Below are 14,320 nucleotides of genomic sequence, written 5' to 3' on the forward strand. Positions count from 1 at the left end.
AGACGGATGGGTCAGCGCGTTGTTCGAGTCAACGAATTGCTCAAACGGGAGATTAGCCACATTCTCCACACCCGCTATCAGGCGGAGACTGTGGAGGTTTCGATTCTCTCCGTTGATGTGTCTCCGAACCTGCGTTCGGCGAAGGTGTTTTTCGCTACACATGGTGACCCTGCCATTCGCGAACGCGCAGAGCGGTTTTTCTCACGCCATCATGAATCAATCCGCCGGGAGATGGCCAAGGCAGTTACCTTGAAATTCCTCCCGCACCTTGAATTCATTTATGACAAGGGGGCGGATTACGGGGAGAAATTGAATCAATTACTGGATGATCTTGGACTTGAGGGAGAGACCTTCCCCGAGCCTGAGGATTAAAAAAACCTGAACTTTTATGGCACTATATTTTCCAAAACATTCCGCCGCATTCACAAAGGCGATAGAGGCAATCCGGGGACGTCCGGTTGCCGTTCTGGGCCATGTCCGGCCTGACGGGGACTGCATCGGGTCGCAGGTCGCAGTCGCCCGTGTTCTTCGCGAGCTGGGATTTGATGCAGTTTGTTACAACCATCACAGGGTTCCTTCAAACTGCGCCTCCTTTGTCGGGGATACACCGTTCTTTGTTGATGAGGACGGTGTTGATTCTTCCCGTGTGGCCATCTCCGTGGACTGTGCAGACCGCAAGCGGCTCGGGCCAGTATTGCAGGAAGCGTACCCTGAAGTCTACCTGAACATTGACCACCACATTTCCAATTCCCTCTATGCAGAGCATAATATCATTGAGGGAACAGCTTCCGCCACGGGCGAAATTCTTGGCGGGATTTTTCTAGATAATGATCTGACCGTCGACGAGGTAACGGCGCAGGCATTGTATGTAGGAATCGCTACAGACACAGGGCAGTTCCGGTTTGCCTCGACAACACGGGACACTTTCGAGATCTGCTGTCATCTGATGGAGCGGGGAGCCGATCCGGCTGCTGCTGCCATGGAACTCTACGAGCGTGAAAGCCCGGCCAAACTGGCCTTGCTGCAGCGTTTTCTTGCCAGTTTCCGCTACCTCTGCGACGGGCGTGCCTGCGTTGGAATCATCGACAAGGAAGCATGGGCAGCCACTGGAGCGACCAAGGAAGATACAGAAGGGTTGGTCGATTACGCCCGGTCTATCGAAGGTGTTGAAATTGGTGTGCTTCTGGAGGAAATGGATGGCACAATGAAAGGGAGTTTCCGTGCCAAGGATCCCGTACACCGCGTGGACCAATTGGCGATACAGTTCAATGGCGGCGGGCATGCCTGCGCTGCCGGCTTTAATCCGGAGTCCACACTTGATGAATTTTACCCGCGTCTTGTTGACGCCCTTGAAACCCATTTTGCTTCACTGAAGGAGACATCCCAATGAGTTCAGCCAATTCATATGAAGGCGTTTTGTTGATCGATAAGCCCGATGGAATGACGTCCCATGACGTCGTCGACAAGGTTCGCCATAAACTTAAGATGAAACGTGTCGGACATGCCGGGACGCTTGATCCGAACGCTACCGGTTTGTTGATCATTCTTGTCGGGAAGGCCACCAAGCTTTCCCAGTTCCTCATGGGGCTGGACAAGACCTACGAGGGGGTCATTACATTCGGCGTCGCGACGACGACTCAGGATGTGGAAGGGGAGGTTGTCTCCGAGCAGCCCGTTCCGGAGTTGAGTGAAGACCAACTCAAGGAGGCGATGCAAACGTTCGTCGGTGACCAGTACCAGACGCCCCCCATGTTCTCAGCGAAGAAAATCGATGGGGTGGCCCTCTATAAACTGGCCCGCAAAGGCAAGACGGTTGAGCGTGAGCCAAGATTCATCCATATTTCCTCCTTTACTTTGGATAAATGGGAAACTCCGGACATGGAATTCACCCTCTCTTGCAGCAAGGGGACCTATGTTCGTACAGTGGCCAACGATTTGGGCGAGAAACTCGGTTGTGGCGGCTATTTGAAGGAGCTTCGCCGAACAGACATCGAGCGCTTCCATATCGAGGACTCCATTGAGCTTGAGACATTCCAGGACCTCCCTGTTGAGGAAATTAAAGGTTGGCTCATTCCTTCCTACCAGGCTGTTCCCAGCAACGCCATTTAGTGTGTCCACTCACTCCTCCAGTTCCGAGAAGGACCGGTCCCCGGGATTGACCGCTTACCTGGGGAAACGAATTCTGGAAGGTGGAACACTTGAACAACCAGTCCATCTGGCCATCGGCATGTTCGACGGAGTTCATGTCGGGCATCAGGCAGTCATTCATGAAGCCATTAAGGCCTCGCAGGCTCAACCGGGTTCCTTGTCGGGTGTTTTGACCTTTGATCCCCATCCGAGCCAGGTTCTGCGCCCCGATCAAGCAACCGCCTTGTTGATGCCGCTTGAACAACGTGTCGAGCGGATGCTTGAAGTGGGGATCGACAAAGTGTTTGTTTTTCCTTTCACGCGTGAGTTTGCCGCGGGGGAAGCTTCAGAGTTTGTTCCGACCCTTCGGTCATGGTTTCCCATGCTGAAAAGTCTCTATGTTGGCGAAAACTTCCGCTTTGGAGCAATGCGTAGTGGAAATGTCGATACGCTTACTGAAACAGCTGGCCCGTTGGACATACGGGTGGGTGTGCTAAGACGCAAAAGCTATCAAGGTGAGCCGATTAGCAGCAGTGCCATTCGCGCATCCCTTGCCCAAGGGGAAATGTCAGCTGTAAATTCCATGCTCGGATCTCCCTACAGGATCAGTGGCACCATTATTGCAGGCAAGAAGGTTGGACGCGGGCTTGGTTTTCCGACCGTTAATATTTCATGGAATCCGGAGGCCCTTCCACGTTTGGGCGTCTATCGGGTGGAGGCTTCAGATATGGCATCCGGGGATAAGTTTTGTGGCATCGCCAACTATGGCTTGCACCCGACTGTGTCCGAGGCCGCATCGCCTTTGCTTGAGGTGCACTTCCTGGATGGATCGGAATTTCCGACAACTGGAGACAAACTCGAGGTTTCTCTTCTCGAATTTATCCGTCCGGAGATGAAATTTTCCTCAATGGAAGCCCTCCAGGAACAGATCCGGCGGGATGTTGAGGCGGTCAAGGCAAAGGACGCCGACACAAACCCCGGATGATCGGGAAACGCTTGATTCTCGTTGCGGTGGAAAGGCATTTTTGGCTCAATAGACCCATGTTCAGATCCTTCCAGTCCATGGCCTCTCTGGCACTTGCCCTGATCGGGGTTTCCCCGGTGATGATGGGCGAGGAGGTCACCTGGATCTTTGAAGGATTGGTGACAAAAGCGGATCCAGTCCTTGCACCTGACCTGAAGAGCGGCTGGGTTCTTTCCGGAAGTTTTCTCCTGGATCCGCTTGCCATGGAGGAAGATACGGCTCTCGCAACTGAGCGTGCGGGGCGCCTCACTGAAGGGGTTTCCAATGCTGAGCTGACAATAGATTTATATTACCAAGTACACTTTCAGGGGTTGCAGGTGCCGGGCATTGCCGGATTTGATTATCAAAACGACGATCCCGAAGAAAATGGAAGAGACTTGATCGGATGGTTTTTCCCCATGCGCGGGAATTTGAAGGAAACCGACTGGTCGCTCCGCTGGCTGCAGATCTGGCTTCTTGATTCAGAAGGTAAAATGATCAGGACGACACCGCCCCCCATTCCTCCAGCAGGATTTCAATGGCGAGGCAGTTGGTTTCGGTTGATCCTTGTAAACGAGGATGGAGAAGAGGCTTTTGTTGAAGGAAGTCTGGAATTTTTCTCTCCCGAAACGGCATTGGAAGACGACGAAGAAGAGAAACTCTGGGATACCATTGTCGCCGACCTTGGCAACCAACTGGTAAAACGGGATGCCCGTATTGAGGGCCTGCAAAATGAGTTGGAAGAGACCCGGGCAAGGTTGGACAGTCTCCGGAGAATGGTGGATCTGCTCGTTGAAGAGCGCGCAAGCCTGCAGAAGGAAAACGCGCTACTCGCGGAAAAGGCCCAGCCGGATAATGCGGAGATTGAGGAAAAGTTGGCCAACCTGACAGCCGAAAAGGCACTGGCAGAACAAAATCTTGAGGATTTGCAGGATCGTAATCTGGCCCTTGCAGAGACTCTGGGTGAGTCTGAACGGGAACGCAGGCGCCTTTTGGCTCAGCTGGAAGATCTGGAGCTGGCGAGCAAGGCCCCGGATCCCTCAGCTGAAGCAATGCAGGGAGAGATTCAGTCGCCAGAAGGCACAGGAACAGGAACCATCACCGTTTATGAGCAGCCGATGGTGATTGAAAAACCGGTTGTCATGCCGACAGAACCCGTGGAGACATCTCTTCCCCCAACCACCAAGCCTCCACGGGAAAGCGAGCGCCGGTCACGATTTGGACCGCGGAAATTCCGCTAACGGCCATGGATACGGCCTTCAGACATCGAGTGAATGCGGCACGGGTCGCGATTCGCAATCAGACCGGTTTTTTCAATCAACAGAGAGGGCGTGTTTCCTCTGAATGGAAGCCCGATGAAACCCGGGTCACTTTTGCTGATTTTGCCATTTCTGAGAAGATCTGTGAAGAGCTGCGTCGCTCCTTCCCGGATGACCAGTTCCTGTCCGAGGAATCCGGTTTGCTGGATGAGGTCGTTCCAGTGGAATCACGATATTCATGGGTGCTTGATCCGATCGACGGAACCAACAACTACGCCTTGGGCATGTCCGCTTGTGCTATTTCCCTGGCCCTTATGAAACAGGGCCATCCGGTCTATGGATTGATCTACGATGGGAGTACCGGAGAATTACTGGAAGGAGGCTCGGGCAGGCCAATCCTTGTTGATGGTAAGAAATTTACCCCGGCAAACCGGCCTTTTGAGAAGCGGACCAGCATCATTGCCCTCCATTTCCCGCTCCCGGCCGGCCGTCCGCGCCAATTCGAAGCTCTTCTTGAGACCTATCGGGTCCGCAGCCTCGGCAGTGCCTCGCTCCATCTGGCATATGTCGCCCTGGGACGCATTGACGGGGTTATTGATGAACGGGTCAGGATTTGGGACGTCGCTGCCGCTTGCGCACTAATTGAGGCCAGTGGGCGAAAAATTATCTACATGGATGAGAATCCGTTTCCCATGAAAGCGTTTGAATCAAACGGCGCTTTCATCCGCTACGCAGCTGGGAGCGAGGGCTTTTTGACAGCCGTGCAAAATTGGCTTGGCTGATTGGCGGACCCTGCCACGCTGGGAGCATCAATTTCTGAACAGGAGAGGTTTTATTATGAAGGTATATTTAAATGGACAATTCGTAGATTCCGCTGAAGCCACGGTTTCAGTGTTTGACCATGGTCTCCTTTATGGAGATGGCATTTTTGAAGGTATCCGCCTTTACAAGGGATGTGTCTTCAAGCTGGACGAACATCTGGACAGGCTGGAAAAATCAGCCAAGGCAATCCTCCTGAGGATGCCGTGGAGCCGTGAACAGTTGGCGGAGGCCGTTTGTGAATCCTGCCGGGTGAACAATCTGGAGGACGGATACATCCGCCTGGTGGTGACCCGTGGAGTGGGCTCGCTGGGCCTGAGCCACTTGAGCTGCAAGGATCCGCAGCTGATCATCATTGCCGACAAGATCACTCTTTATCCGGAGGAGCATTATACGCAGGGGCTGAAAATCATCACATCCCCCACGCGCCGCATCAATCCGGCCGCCCTCGCACCAATGGTGAAGTCACTTAACTACCTGAACAATATTCTCGCCAAGGCCGATGCCAACCAGGCGGGTTGTCTTGAGGCAATCATGTTGAACGACCAGGGCTATGTTGCAGAGTGCACCGGAGACAATATTTTCATCCGCCATAAAGACAAATGGTTCACCCCGCCGACAGCCGCAGGCGCCCTCAAGGGAATTACCCGCGGTGCCGTCTTGGAAATAATGGAAAAGCTGGGGTATTCCTGTGAAGAGATGAATCTGACCCGTTACGATATCTGGACCGCAGACGAGATGTTTCTCACCGGCACAGCCGCGGAAGTGATTCCGGTTGTCGAGGTGGATAGCCGGACAATCGGGGAAGGGATTCCCGGAAAGCAGACCCATCAGCTTCTGGAAGCCTTTCATGACCTTGTCAGTAAAGATGGTGTAATGATTCGTTGAACCCCTTATTCGACTGGAAATTTCGACGAATCCACCCTATCTTATATATATGGCTAAACCTGAGCAGTGCGGTAACTGTACAAAACCGGCAACCATTCACCTGACCCAGATCATCAACAACAAAATCCACAAAGTGGACTTGTGTGAGGATTGTCCTTTCAAGAAAGGGGTAACGGATCCGGAGGGCTTTTCGCTGGCCGATTTTCTTGTCCAGTCACCAGCCTCCCTGATTTCGGACAAATCCCTCAAGTGTGAGGCCTGCGGATTCAGTCCGGCCGATTTCAAGAAGACTGGTCGTTTTGGATGCCCTCAGTGCTATGATACTTTCCACGAGATCCTTGAGCCGATGTTATCAAACATGCACAAGGACGTCGTTCATCGCGGCAAGGTGCCGGAGCGCGCCCTTGCCCGGATGAGCCGCAAGCGGCGCCTGGATCAACTTGAGCGCGATCTTGAGGAATCCATCAAGTCGGAGAACTACGAGGATTCAGCGCGGCTGAGAGACCTCATTGCCGAGGCCCGTACAGCCCTGGAAACTACCTGAAGCCATGCTTATCACCCCCTTAATCGAAGCCAAAGCGGAATTGACCGATGGAGGATTGGCCCCTGAGCCGATCGTTCTGTCCACGCGTATCCGGTTGGCCCGTAATCTTTCCGGGGAAGCTTTTCCCGGTTGGGGCGATTCGTCTCAGCGGGTGGACATTTTGGAACGGTGTCTGGACAAATTGTCACGCTTGCCCGCCTTCAAGGATGGAACCTTTCTGCAAATTTCCGACCTTACCGAGCTCGAAAAGCAGGTGCTCGTGGAGCGCCACCTGGTGAGCCGCGAGCTGATTGAGTCGGAGGACGCCACAGGAGTTTTTATCGCTCCGAGCCAGCAACTGGCAGTCATGATCAACGAGGAGGATCACCTCCGGTTGCAGTGCATGCGCAGCGGTTTCAACTTCCGAAAGGCTTGGGAGGAGGCCGACGCCACCGACTCGGAAATGGAGGACCAACTCGATTATGCGTTTTCCGATGAGTACGGGTACCTGACCGCCTGCCCGACCAATGTCGGGACGGGTTTGCGGGCTTCCGCCATGTTGCATTTGCCCGGTCTGGTGATGTGTCAGCACATGGAAAAAGTGGTTCGGATGGTCAATCAACTGGGCCTTGCTGTGCGGGGCAGCCTCGGGGAGGGAAGCGAGGCGACAGGGAGCATTTTCCAGATCAGCAATCAGCAGACCCTTGGCGAATCGGAAGATCAGATCATCAAGCGCCTGATCACGATCCTGCATGCGATCATTGAGCAGGAAACCAATGCCAGAGGGGTCTTGTTGGAGAATCAATCGACCATGCTGATGGACAAGATTGGCCGAGCCTACGGGATTTTGCGAAATGGGCACCTTTTAAGCTCCCAGGAAGCGGTGAATTTGTTGAGTTTAATGCGTCTGGCTGTCGATTTGGGCATTTTTCCAGAAGAAAAACGCGCACACATCGATCGCCTTTCAATGGAAATTCAGCCCGGTCATGTGCAGTGTTCGGCCAATGCCGACATTGAGCCGGAATTACGGGATCAAATTCGGGCAACAAGAATTAGGGAACAATTTGCGTCTTTCCCGACTCTGGACTTTAGTAGGATTCAAATATCCCCCAACCTGAATCAAGAGGATTAACATGGAACCCATGAACAATTTTACACCAAGAGCCCAGCAAGTGCTGGCGCTCGCACGGAAGGAAGCTGACCGCTTTCATCATAACTATGTCGGCACCGAACACCTGCTTCTCGGCCTGATCAATCTGGGCCAAGGCGTCGCTGTTAATGTTTTGCAGAAGATGGGCTTGGATCTCGACACAGTCAGGACTGCCGTCGAAAAGCAGGTTGGCAAGGGCCCAGCGGCCAAGCCGATTGGCAATATTTCTTACACACCGCGTGTCAAAAAGGTCCTGGCCCTCGCAGGCAAGGAAGCGAAGTCCTTGAATCACAGCTATGTAGGAACCGAGCATATTCTTCTCGGCCTCCTGCGGGAAGGGGACGGCGTAGCGGCCAGAGTCCTGAAAAGCCTGGAAATCGACATTGAGCGCTGCCGTGACGAAATCCTCAGCGAGCTGGATCCCAATTTTTCTGGTGAGCCTGGCGAGCCATCGGCTGCGGGCCCGGCCATTCCGGGCGGTCCCGAGGACAAACGGGAGCTTAAAACACCTGCTCTGAAGGCTTTTGGCCGTGATTTAACGGAACTGGCCCGCAACGGTGATCTGGATCCTGTTATCGGGCGAAAGAAGGAAATTCGCCGAGTTGTGCAGGTCCTTTGCCGTCGGACGAAGAATAATCCTGTCCTCATCGGTGAGGCGGGAGTTGGCAAGACAGCCATTGTCGAGGGCCTCGCCCTTGAGATTGCAAATGGCATCGTGCCGGAAATTCTGGCTGAAAAGCGCCTTATCACGCTGGATCTTGCCCTGATGGTTGCAGGAACAAAGTACCGTGGGCAGTTTGAGGAACGGATCAAGGCCGTCATGGACGAGATTCGCCGGGCCAAGAATGTGATCATTTTCATCGACGAGTTGCATACCATTGTCGGTGCGGGCGCAGCCGAGGGAGCAATGGATGCTTCCAATATTTTCAAGCCGTCTCTCAGTCGCGGCGAGTTGCAGTGCATCGGGGCGACGACTCTGGCCGAGTACAGGAAATACATCGAAAAGGATAGCGCTCTCGATAGGCGTTTCCAGAGCGTCATGGTAGATGCGCCAAGCATCGAGGACTCGTTGGCGATATTGAAGGGGATTGCTCCCAAGTATGAGGAGCACCACAAGGTTGAATACACCGATGAGGCACTTGATTCAGCCGTGCACCTTTCTGAACGCTACATCACGTCGCGGTTTCTACCTGACAAGGCGATTGATGTCCTTGACGAATCGGGTGCCAGAGCCCGGATTAATTCGCTCAACCGGCCTCCCGAAATTGAGGAGATGGCCAAAAAGGTGGAGGAAGTCTGCGCGCTTAAGGAAGAGTCGATCAGCAAGCAGCAATTTGAAGATGCCGCTAAGTTCCGCGATCAGGAGAAGCAGCTGAGAAATCAGCGTGAGGAAATGATCGACGAGTGGAAAAAATCCCGTGCGGAGACCAAAATCACTGTTGATGCGGAAGATATGCTCCAGGTTGTCAGTGACTGGACCGGCATTCCTCTCCGGCGCATGGAACAAAAGGAATCTGAAAAGCTTCTCAATCTGGAAAAGGAACTGCAGAAGATTGTCGTTGGGCAAGACGAGGCAACGGTGGCCATTGCCAAGGCCCTGCGCCGAAGCCGTGCCGACTTGAAGGACCCGCGGCGCCCGATCGGCTCGTTCCTCTTTATGGGGCCAACAGGTGTCGGAAAAACCCATCTGGCCAAGACACTGGCAGAATCAATCTTCGGTGATCAGGATGCGATCGTGCAAATCGACATGTCCGAATACATGGAGAAGTTTTCGGTCAGCCGCCTGATTGGATCGCCACCGGGATATGTCGGATATGATGAAGGCGGGCAGCTCACGGAAACAGTTCGTCGGAAGCCTTATTGCGTCGTCCTTTTTGACGAGATTGAAAAGGCCCATCCGGATGTCGTACAGATTCTCCTCCAAGTCCTTGAGGAGGGCCGTCTGACTGACAGCCTGGGACGCACTGTCGATTTCCGGAATACGATCATCATCATGACTTCCAATGTCGGGGCCCATATCCTCCAGAAAAACCAAGGCCTTGGCTTCGGAATGGATGATGTTGAAGATAACTTTGAGAAGACAAAATCCAAGATCATGGAAGAGGCAAAGCGCGTCTTCAAACCGGAGTTCCTTAACCGGATCAATTCGATCATCGTTTTCCATCAGCTTCTTCGCCCGCATCTGCGCAAAATTGTCGATATTGAGACACGCGGAATCATAGGGCGTTTGAATGACCGCAATCTCCCGATGGTCATTTCAGACGACGCGAAGGATTTTCTGATTGAACAAGGATACGATGAGAAGTTCGGGGCCCGCCCGCTGCGCCGCGCTGTGGAGCAATTCCTTGAGGATCCGCTGGCTGAATCACTGTTGCGCGGGGAACTCAAGGAAGGCGAGACGGTTTACGTCTCTGTCTCGGAGACGGGCAAGGATCTGCATTTTACGCAAAAGTCACCTGCTGCAGGGGTCTAGGTCTCCCACAAACTTGAATTGGATTGCCTTTTAGAGCCTCTTTTCCTACCATTGACGGAGGAAAGGAGGTTTGTATGCACAGTGTCACACATGGCAAGGAGGTCGTTCTCCGTGTCACAAATGATATCGGTATTCTTGGTGAAGTCTGCAGGCTTGTTTCTGAGCGCGGTATTAGCGTTAAGGCTGTCGCGGGGTCAGTTGAGGAAGGCATTTGCACGTTGCGAATTGTTACGGATGACAACTTGAGAACGTGCGATATTCTGCATGAGCATGCCTATAAACCGGTGGAGGAATCTGTCGTCCTGATGGATGTCCTTCACAAGCCGGGGATGCTCAAGAAACTGGCAAACAGGTTGGGTGCGGAAGGAGTGGATATTCGTCGACTTTACGCATCTGTCAGTGACAAGGATACTGATTGCCTGATCGTGATGCATACGACAAACGATGCCAAGGCGTTGATCGCCCTGAGCGAGTTTGTCCCAGAGTATGCCTGAGAGGAATCAGCGCCGCTCGTCCGGTGCTCTTTTATATGCAAACAGGCCGGCTTAAACAACCGGCCTTTCTTGCAGGCATTTGCTCCTCTTTTTGGACTGCCCTCAAAATTGTTTTAACCTCGAAGTAGGGGGAGCTGCGGGCTTATTGCTGTTGCTGTTGCTGCTGTTCAATTTCCTTCCCGATATCAATCTCGGGCTGGTAGACATAGCATTCAAGAATCGCCTTGTGAAGATCGATCAGCCTGCTCTGGACACGGTCGATATACTCGTGAAGACCCTCCGAAATGATTTCCTCGATACTTGTGTAGATCATTTCTGACCGGAGCCTGCCACTGAGTTGCTCAGCCTGGTTTGAAAACTGGCTTTCCGCTGTCAGGGAGATGCTCCGCATGTGGTAATCAAGCGTGCTCAAGCAAAAGCGGATGGAACGGGGAAAGTTAGGGGAAAGTATCAAGAATTCCGCGACATTCCATGGCTGCACTTCATCAACATACCGGTGATGATATGCCTCAAAGGCGCTGCAAGCCCGGAGGACAGCCATCCATTGGGCAATATCGACGGTTCCTCCTATCGAGTCGTTTTCCGGAAGGAGCATGTTGTATTTTATATCGATTATACGGGAGGTCTGGTCAGCACGTTCAATGTATTTTCCAACCTGTATGAATTTGTATCCCTGATCGTGAGTGAAGGTGGCGTCGGTCAATCCCTGGAATAGCAGTGAATCGCTTTTTAATTCCTCGTAGAATTCATATGCCCCTTGTTCCCAGATACTTTCGGCGTTTCGTTTCCTCAGCTTGTGATAGATGTCGTTGATGACTTCCCACATTTCAGCGGAGATTTGGTCCCGCACCATGCGGGCATTTTCGCGAGCGCCTATGATGCAGGAGAGGATGGAATTGGGGTTTTCCGGGTTGAAGGTCAGAAATTCGGTAACGGCACGGCTGTTTGCCGAAGTGTAAAGTTTTTGAAACTGCTCTGTTTCCCCGCTGCTGCTGAGGATTGGTTCCCAGTGACCAGTGAGGGACTCATCATCAAGGCCCTCAAAATCCAGCATGAGTTGCAGGTTTACATCGAGAAGGCGGGAAATGTTTTCGGCGCGCTCTACATAGCGGCTCATCCAGTAAAGTGAATCGGCGACTCTTGATAGCATAAATAGATTCCGGTTTGATGTTCTTTTACTCGTCTCCGGCAAGAACCCATGTGTCCTTGCTTCCTCCGCCCTGGGAGGAATTGACAACAAGAGATCCCTTGCGCAGGGCGACCCGGGTCAGCCCACCAGGGACAATGGAGATCTTCTCCCCGTACAAGACATAAGGACGGAAGTCGATGTGCCTTCCCTCAAAGGCTTCTCCAGCCCAAGTGGGATGACGCGAAAGGCTGATTGTTGGTTGGGCAATGAAATTGCGCGGATCCTCCCGGATCATACCCCTGAATTTTTCAATCTCTTCCTTTGTGGCGGACGGACCGATTAACATGCCATAGCCACCGGCCTCGTTGGCAGACTTCACGACCAGCTTCTCGAGGTTTTCCATGATGTAAGTCATATCCGCTTCCTCTGAGGCAAGGTAGGTTTCCACATTATTGAGGATTGGTTCCTGATCGAGGTAGAATTTAATCATCCGCGGAACAAAATAATAGATCACCTTGTCGTCGGCGATGCCGGTCCCGATGGAGTTGGCAAGACTGAGGTTGCCAGCCTTGTAGGCATTGACAATGCCGGGCACCCCGAGAAGTGAGTCCGGGCGGAACACACTTGGATCGAGAAAATCGTCATCAATGCGGCGATAGATGACATCCACCTGATGAAGGCCCTTGGTAGTCCGCATGAACACCTTCGAGTCGCGGACTATCAGGTCGCGGCCCTCGACAATTTCCACACCCATCTGACGCGCGAGGAAGCAGTGTTCAAAGTATGCGCTGTTGAATACGCCGGGTGTCAGAATCGCGACAGTTGGTTTTTCTTTTCCCTCCGGAGCAATGTGGCGCAATACTTTAAGAAGCTCACTGGAATAGTCCTTCACAGGAAGCACCCCCATTCGTGAGAAAAAGTTCGGAAAGGCCCGTTTGAGTGCCTGTCGGTTTTCCAGCATATAGGAAACGCCAGAAGGGCAGCGGGCATTGTCCTCAAGGACAAGGTATTCACCGTTCTTTCCCCGGATCAAGTCAGTGCCGCAAATGTGTATGTAAATGTCTTTTGGCACCTTCGAGCCCATGAATTCCCTCCGGAAGTGTTTAGCTCCGAGAATATAGGGTGCCGGGATCACTCCCTCCTTGAGAATTCGTTGCTCTCCGTAGATGTCCTTCAGGAATAGGTTGAGCGCAGTGATCCGCTGCTCGAGACCCTTGACAAGGAACTGCCACTCCGACTGGGGAATAATGCGTGGCATGAGGTCAAATGGGAAAATTCGCTCGGTTCCCTGGTTGTCATCATACACCGTGAAGGTGATTCCCTGACGCATGAAAGAAAAATCAACTGCAGTCCGCTTGCGTTCAAATTCCTCCGGGTTCAGCTGCAGGAAGCGCTCCATCAACCGTTGGTAATGCGGTCTGGGCTTTCCCGGGGCTTCGAACATTTCATCGTAAAATCCCTCCGTTTGGTAATTTTCGAACAAGGTAGTCTCCTTTCAGATGGGTGTGAGTAAAGTGATTGCAGGTTTTACAGCAGGTTGTGTTCCCAATTAAGAAGCTTGAGGCTTTGGTGGCACAGCATCGAGCCTGTTGATTTCCAATTCCACTTCCATTGTCGAAGAAATTCCGGTATGTACGTGGGAATACGATCCTTGAATGGGGCTTGTCAACTTGGGTTCATTCGCCACGGCACAGGGTATGAAACACGTGTTTTCAAGAACACCATTGGTGGGGTCAAAGCCCTTCCAGCCTGCTCCAGGGATATAAACCTGCGTCCAGGCATGCATTGACCCCTGTGCAACGTTCTCAATATGGTCTGCGCCGGACGGTGGATCATACAGATAGCCACTGACAAAACGCGCCGCAAACCCAAGCTGCCGGCAAATTTCAATAAACAGCACACTGAAGTCGCGGCAGGAGCCCGAACCTTGGGCAAGTGTCTGGTCAGGAGTCTGCACGCCCTCCTCTTCGCGGCGCACATATTGAAACCGCTCCCGGAACCTGCGATTAATTTGAGTCAGGATTTCAAGAGTGGAATTTGGCATAACTGGAAATTCCTTCCATATCCACGGCAGCACATTTGCGCAGTTTGACGGTGACCCAACTTCGAGATAGGGGAGAAGGGCCTTTCTCTCATGTGGATTATAGGAAAAGGGGTATCTTTCGGCGTAGGACTCAATAATGAAGTCAAACGGGTTTTGGGTTTGCAGATGGACTGTCAGGACCGCCTCAACACGGATCTCATCGGATGGTTCAGAGAAATGGGCGACCGCGAGGTGGTTTTCGTATGAGTCGACCATCCAGCGCAGGTTTGCCTCCGGTTGGATGTGCAATTCAAAGGATTCAATCCTCAAATGGTGTTTTTCGCGGGGGCGCAATAAAATGCGGTGAGGGGTGAATTGGACTGCTTCCGGGTAGCGGTAGCAGGTCCGATGCTTGATCGATAATATCATTCA

At 52.7% G+C, this 14,320-nt stretch carries 14 protein-coding genes; 11 read left to right on the plus strand and 3 right to left on the minus strand.

What is annotated here, in order from left to right:
* The first annotated feature begins 6 nt into the window (after positions 1 to 6).
* The 11 genes from rbfA (at position 7) to G0Q06_RS01790 (ending at position 10,736) form a co-directional block, all read left to right on the plus strand.
* Positions 7 to 372, plus strand: a complete 366-nt coding sequence (gene rbfA / locus G0Q06_RS01740) for a 30S ribosome-binding factor RbfA (RefSeq protein WP_163961849.1) — start codon at positions 7 to 9, stop codon at positions 370 to 372.
* 16 nt (positions 373 to 388) lie between these two features.
* On the plus strand, positions 389 to 1,390 hold the full coding sequence (locus G0Q06_RS01745) for a DHH family phosphoesterase (RefSeq protein ID WP_163961851.1): 1,002 nt from the start codon (positions 389 to 391) through the stop codon (positions 1,388 to 1,390).
* Positions 1,387 to 2,109 (plus strand): tRNA pseudouridine(55) synthase TruB, encoded by a 723-nt coding sequence (gene truB / locus G0Q06_RS01750; protein WP_163961853.1) that lies wholly within the window; start codon positions 1,387 to 1,389, stop codon positions 2,107 to 2,109. Before G0Q06_RS01745 ends, truB begins: the two co-directional genes overlap by 4 nt.
* 1 nt (position 2,110) lies before the next feature.
* The gene (ribF, locus tag G0Q06_RS01755) at positions 2,111 to 3,112 is read left to right on the plus strand and encodes a riboflavin biosynthesis protein RibF (protein WP_163961855.1); all 1,002 of its coding nucleotides are present in this window, start codon (positions 2,111 to 2,113) and stop codon (positions 3,110 to 3,112) included.
* A gap of 56 nt (positions 3,113 to 3,168) precedes the next feature.
* Positions 3,169 to 4,371 (plus strand): hypothetical protein, encoded by a 1,203-nt coding sequence (locus tag G0Q06_RS01760; RefSeq protein WP_163961857.1) that lies wholly within the window; start codon positions 3,169 to 3,171, stop codon positions 4,369 to 4,371.
* Positions 4,372 to 4,376: 5 nt separating this feature from the next.
* Positions 4,377 to 5,171, plus strand: a complete 795-nt coding sequence (locus G0Q06_RS01765; RefSeq protein WP_163961859.1) for an inositol monophosphatase family protein — start codon at positions 4,377 to 4,379, stop codon at positions 5,169 to 5,171.
* Between the two features lie 55 nt (positions 5,172 to 5,226).
* Positions 5,227 to 6,096, plus strand: coding sequence for a branched-chain-amino-acid transaminase (ilvE, locus tag G0Q06_RS01770; protein ID WP_163961861.1), 870 nt, complete (start codon positions 5,227 to 5,229; stop codon positions 6,094 to 6,096).
* Between the two features lie 49 nt (positions 6,097 to 6,145).
* Positions 6,146 to 6,640, plus strand: coding sequence for a UvrB/UvrC motif-containing protein (locus tag G0Q06_RS01775; RefSeq protein WP_163961863.1), 495 nt, complete (start codon positions 6,146 to 6,148; stop codon positions 6,638 to 6,640).
* 4 nt (positions 6,641 to 6,644) lie between these two features.
* Positions 6,645 to 7,751 carry a protein arginine kinase gene (locus G0Q06_RS01780; RefSeq protein WP_163961865.1) on the plus strand — a complete coding sequence of 369 codons (1,107 nt, stop codon included), beginning with the start codon at positions 6,645 to 6,647 and terminating at the stop codon, positions 7,749 to 7,751.
* 1 nt (position 7,752) lies between these two features.
* Positions 7,753 to 10,242, plus strand: coding sequence for an AAA family ATPase (locus G0Q06_RS01785; protein ID WP_163961867.1), 2,490 nt, complete (start codon positions 7,753 to 7,755; stop codon positions 10,240 to 10,242).
* Between the two features lie 74 nt (positions 10,243 to 10,316).
* Positions 10,317 to 10,736, plus strand: a complete 420-nt coding sequence (locus tag G0Q06_RS01790; protein WP_163961869.1) for a hypothetical protein — start codon at positions 10,317 to 10,319, stop codon at positions 10,734 to 10,736.
* A 142-nt stretch (positions 10,737 to 10,878) separates the two neighbouring features.
* Here the strand turns inward: G0Q06_RS01790 and G0Q06_RS01795 are convergent, their stop codons facing one another.
* From G0Q06_RS01795 to G0Q06_RS01805, 3 genes are all read right to left on the minus strand, one after another.
* Positions 10,879 to 11,886, minus strand: coding sequence for an alpha-E domain-containing protein (locus tag G0Q06_RS01795; RefSeq protein ID WP_163961871.1), 1,008 nt, complete (start codon positions 11,884 to 11,886; stop codon positions 10,879 to 10,881).
* A gap of 25 nt (positions 11,887 to 11,911) precedes the next feature.
* Positions 11,912 to 13,309, minus strand: a complete 1,398-nt coding sequence (locus G0Q06_RS01800; RefSeq protein ID WP_163963292.1) for a circularly permuted type 2 ATP-grasp protein — start codon at positions 13,307 to 13,309, stop codon at positions 11,912 to 11,914.
* 105 nt (positions 13,310 to 13,414) lie between these two features.
* A complete protein-coding gene (locus tag G0Q06_RS01805) occupies positions 13,415 to 14,317 on the minus strand; it encodes a transglutaminase family protein (RefSeq protein WP_163961873.1) in 903 nt (300 codons plus the stop codon).
* Between the last annotated feature and the right edge of the window lie 3 nt (positions 14,318 to 14,320).

The organism is Oceanipulchritudo coccoides, from assembly GCF_010500615.1.
Classification (GTDB): domain Bacteria; phylum Verrucomicrobiota; class Verrucomicrobiia; order Opitutales; family Oceanipulchritudinaceae; genus Oceanipulchritudo; species Oceanipulchritudo coccoides.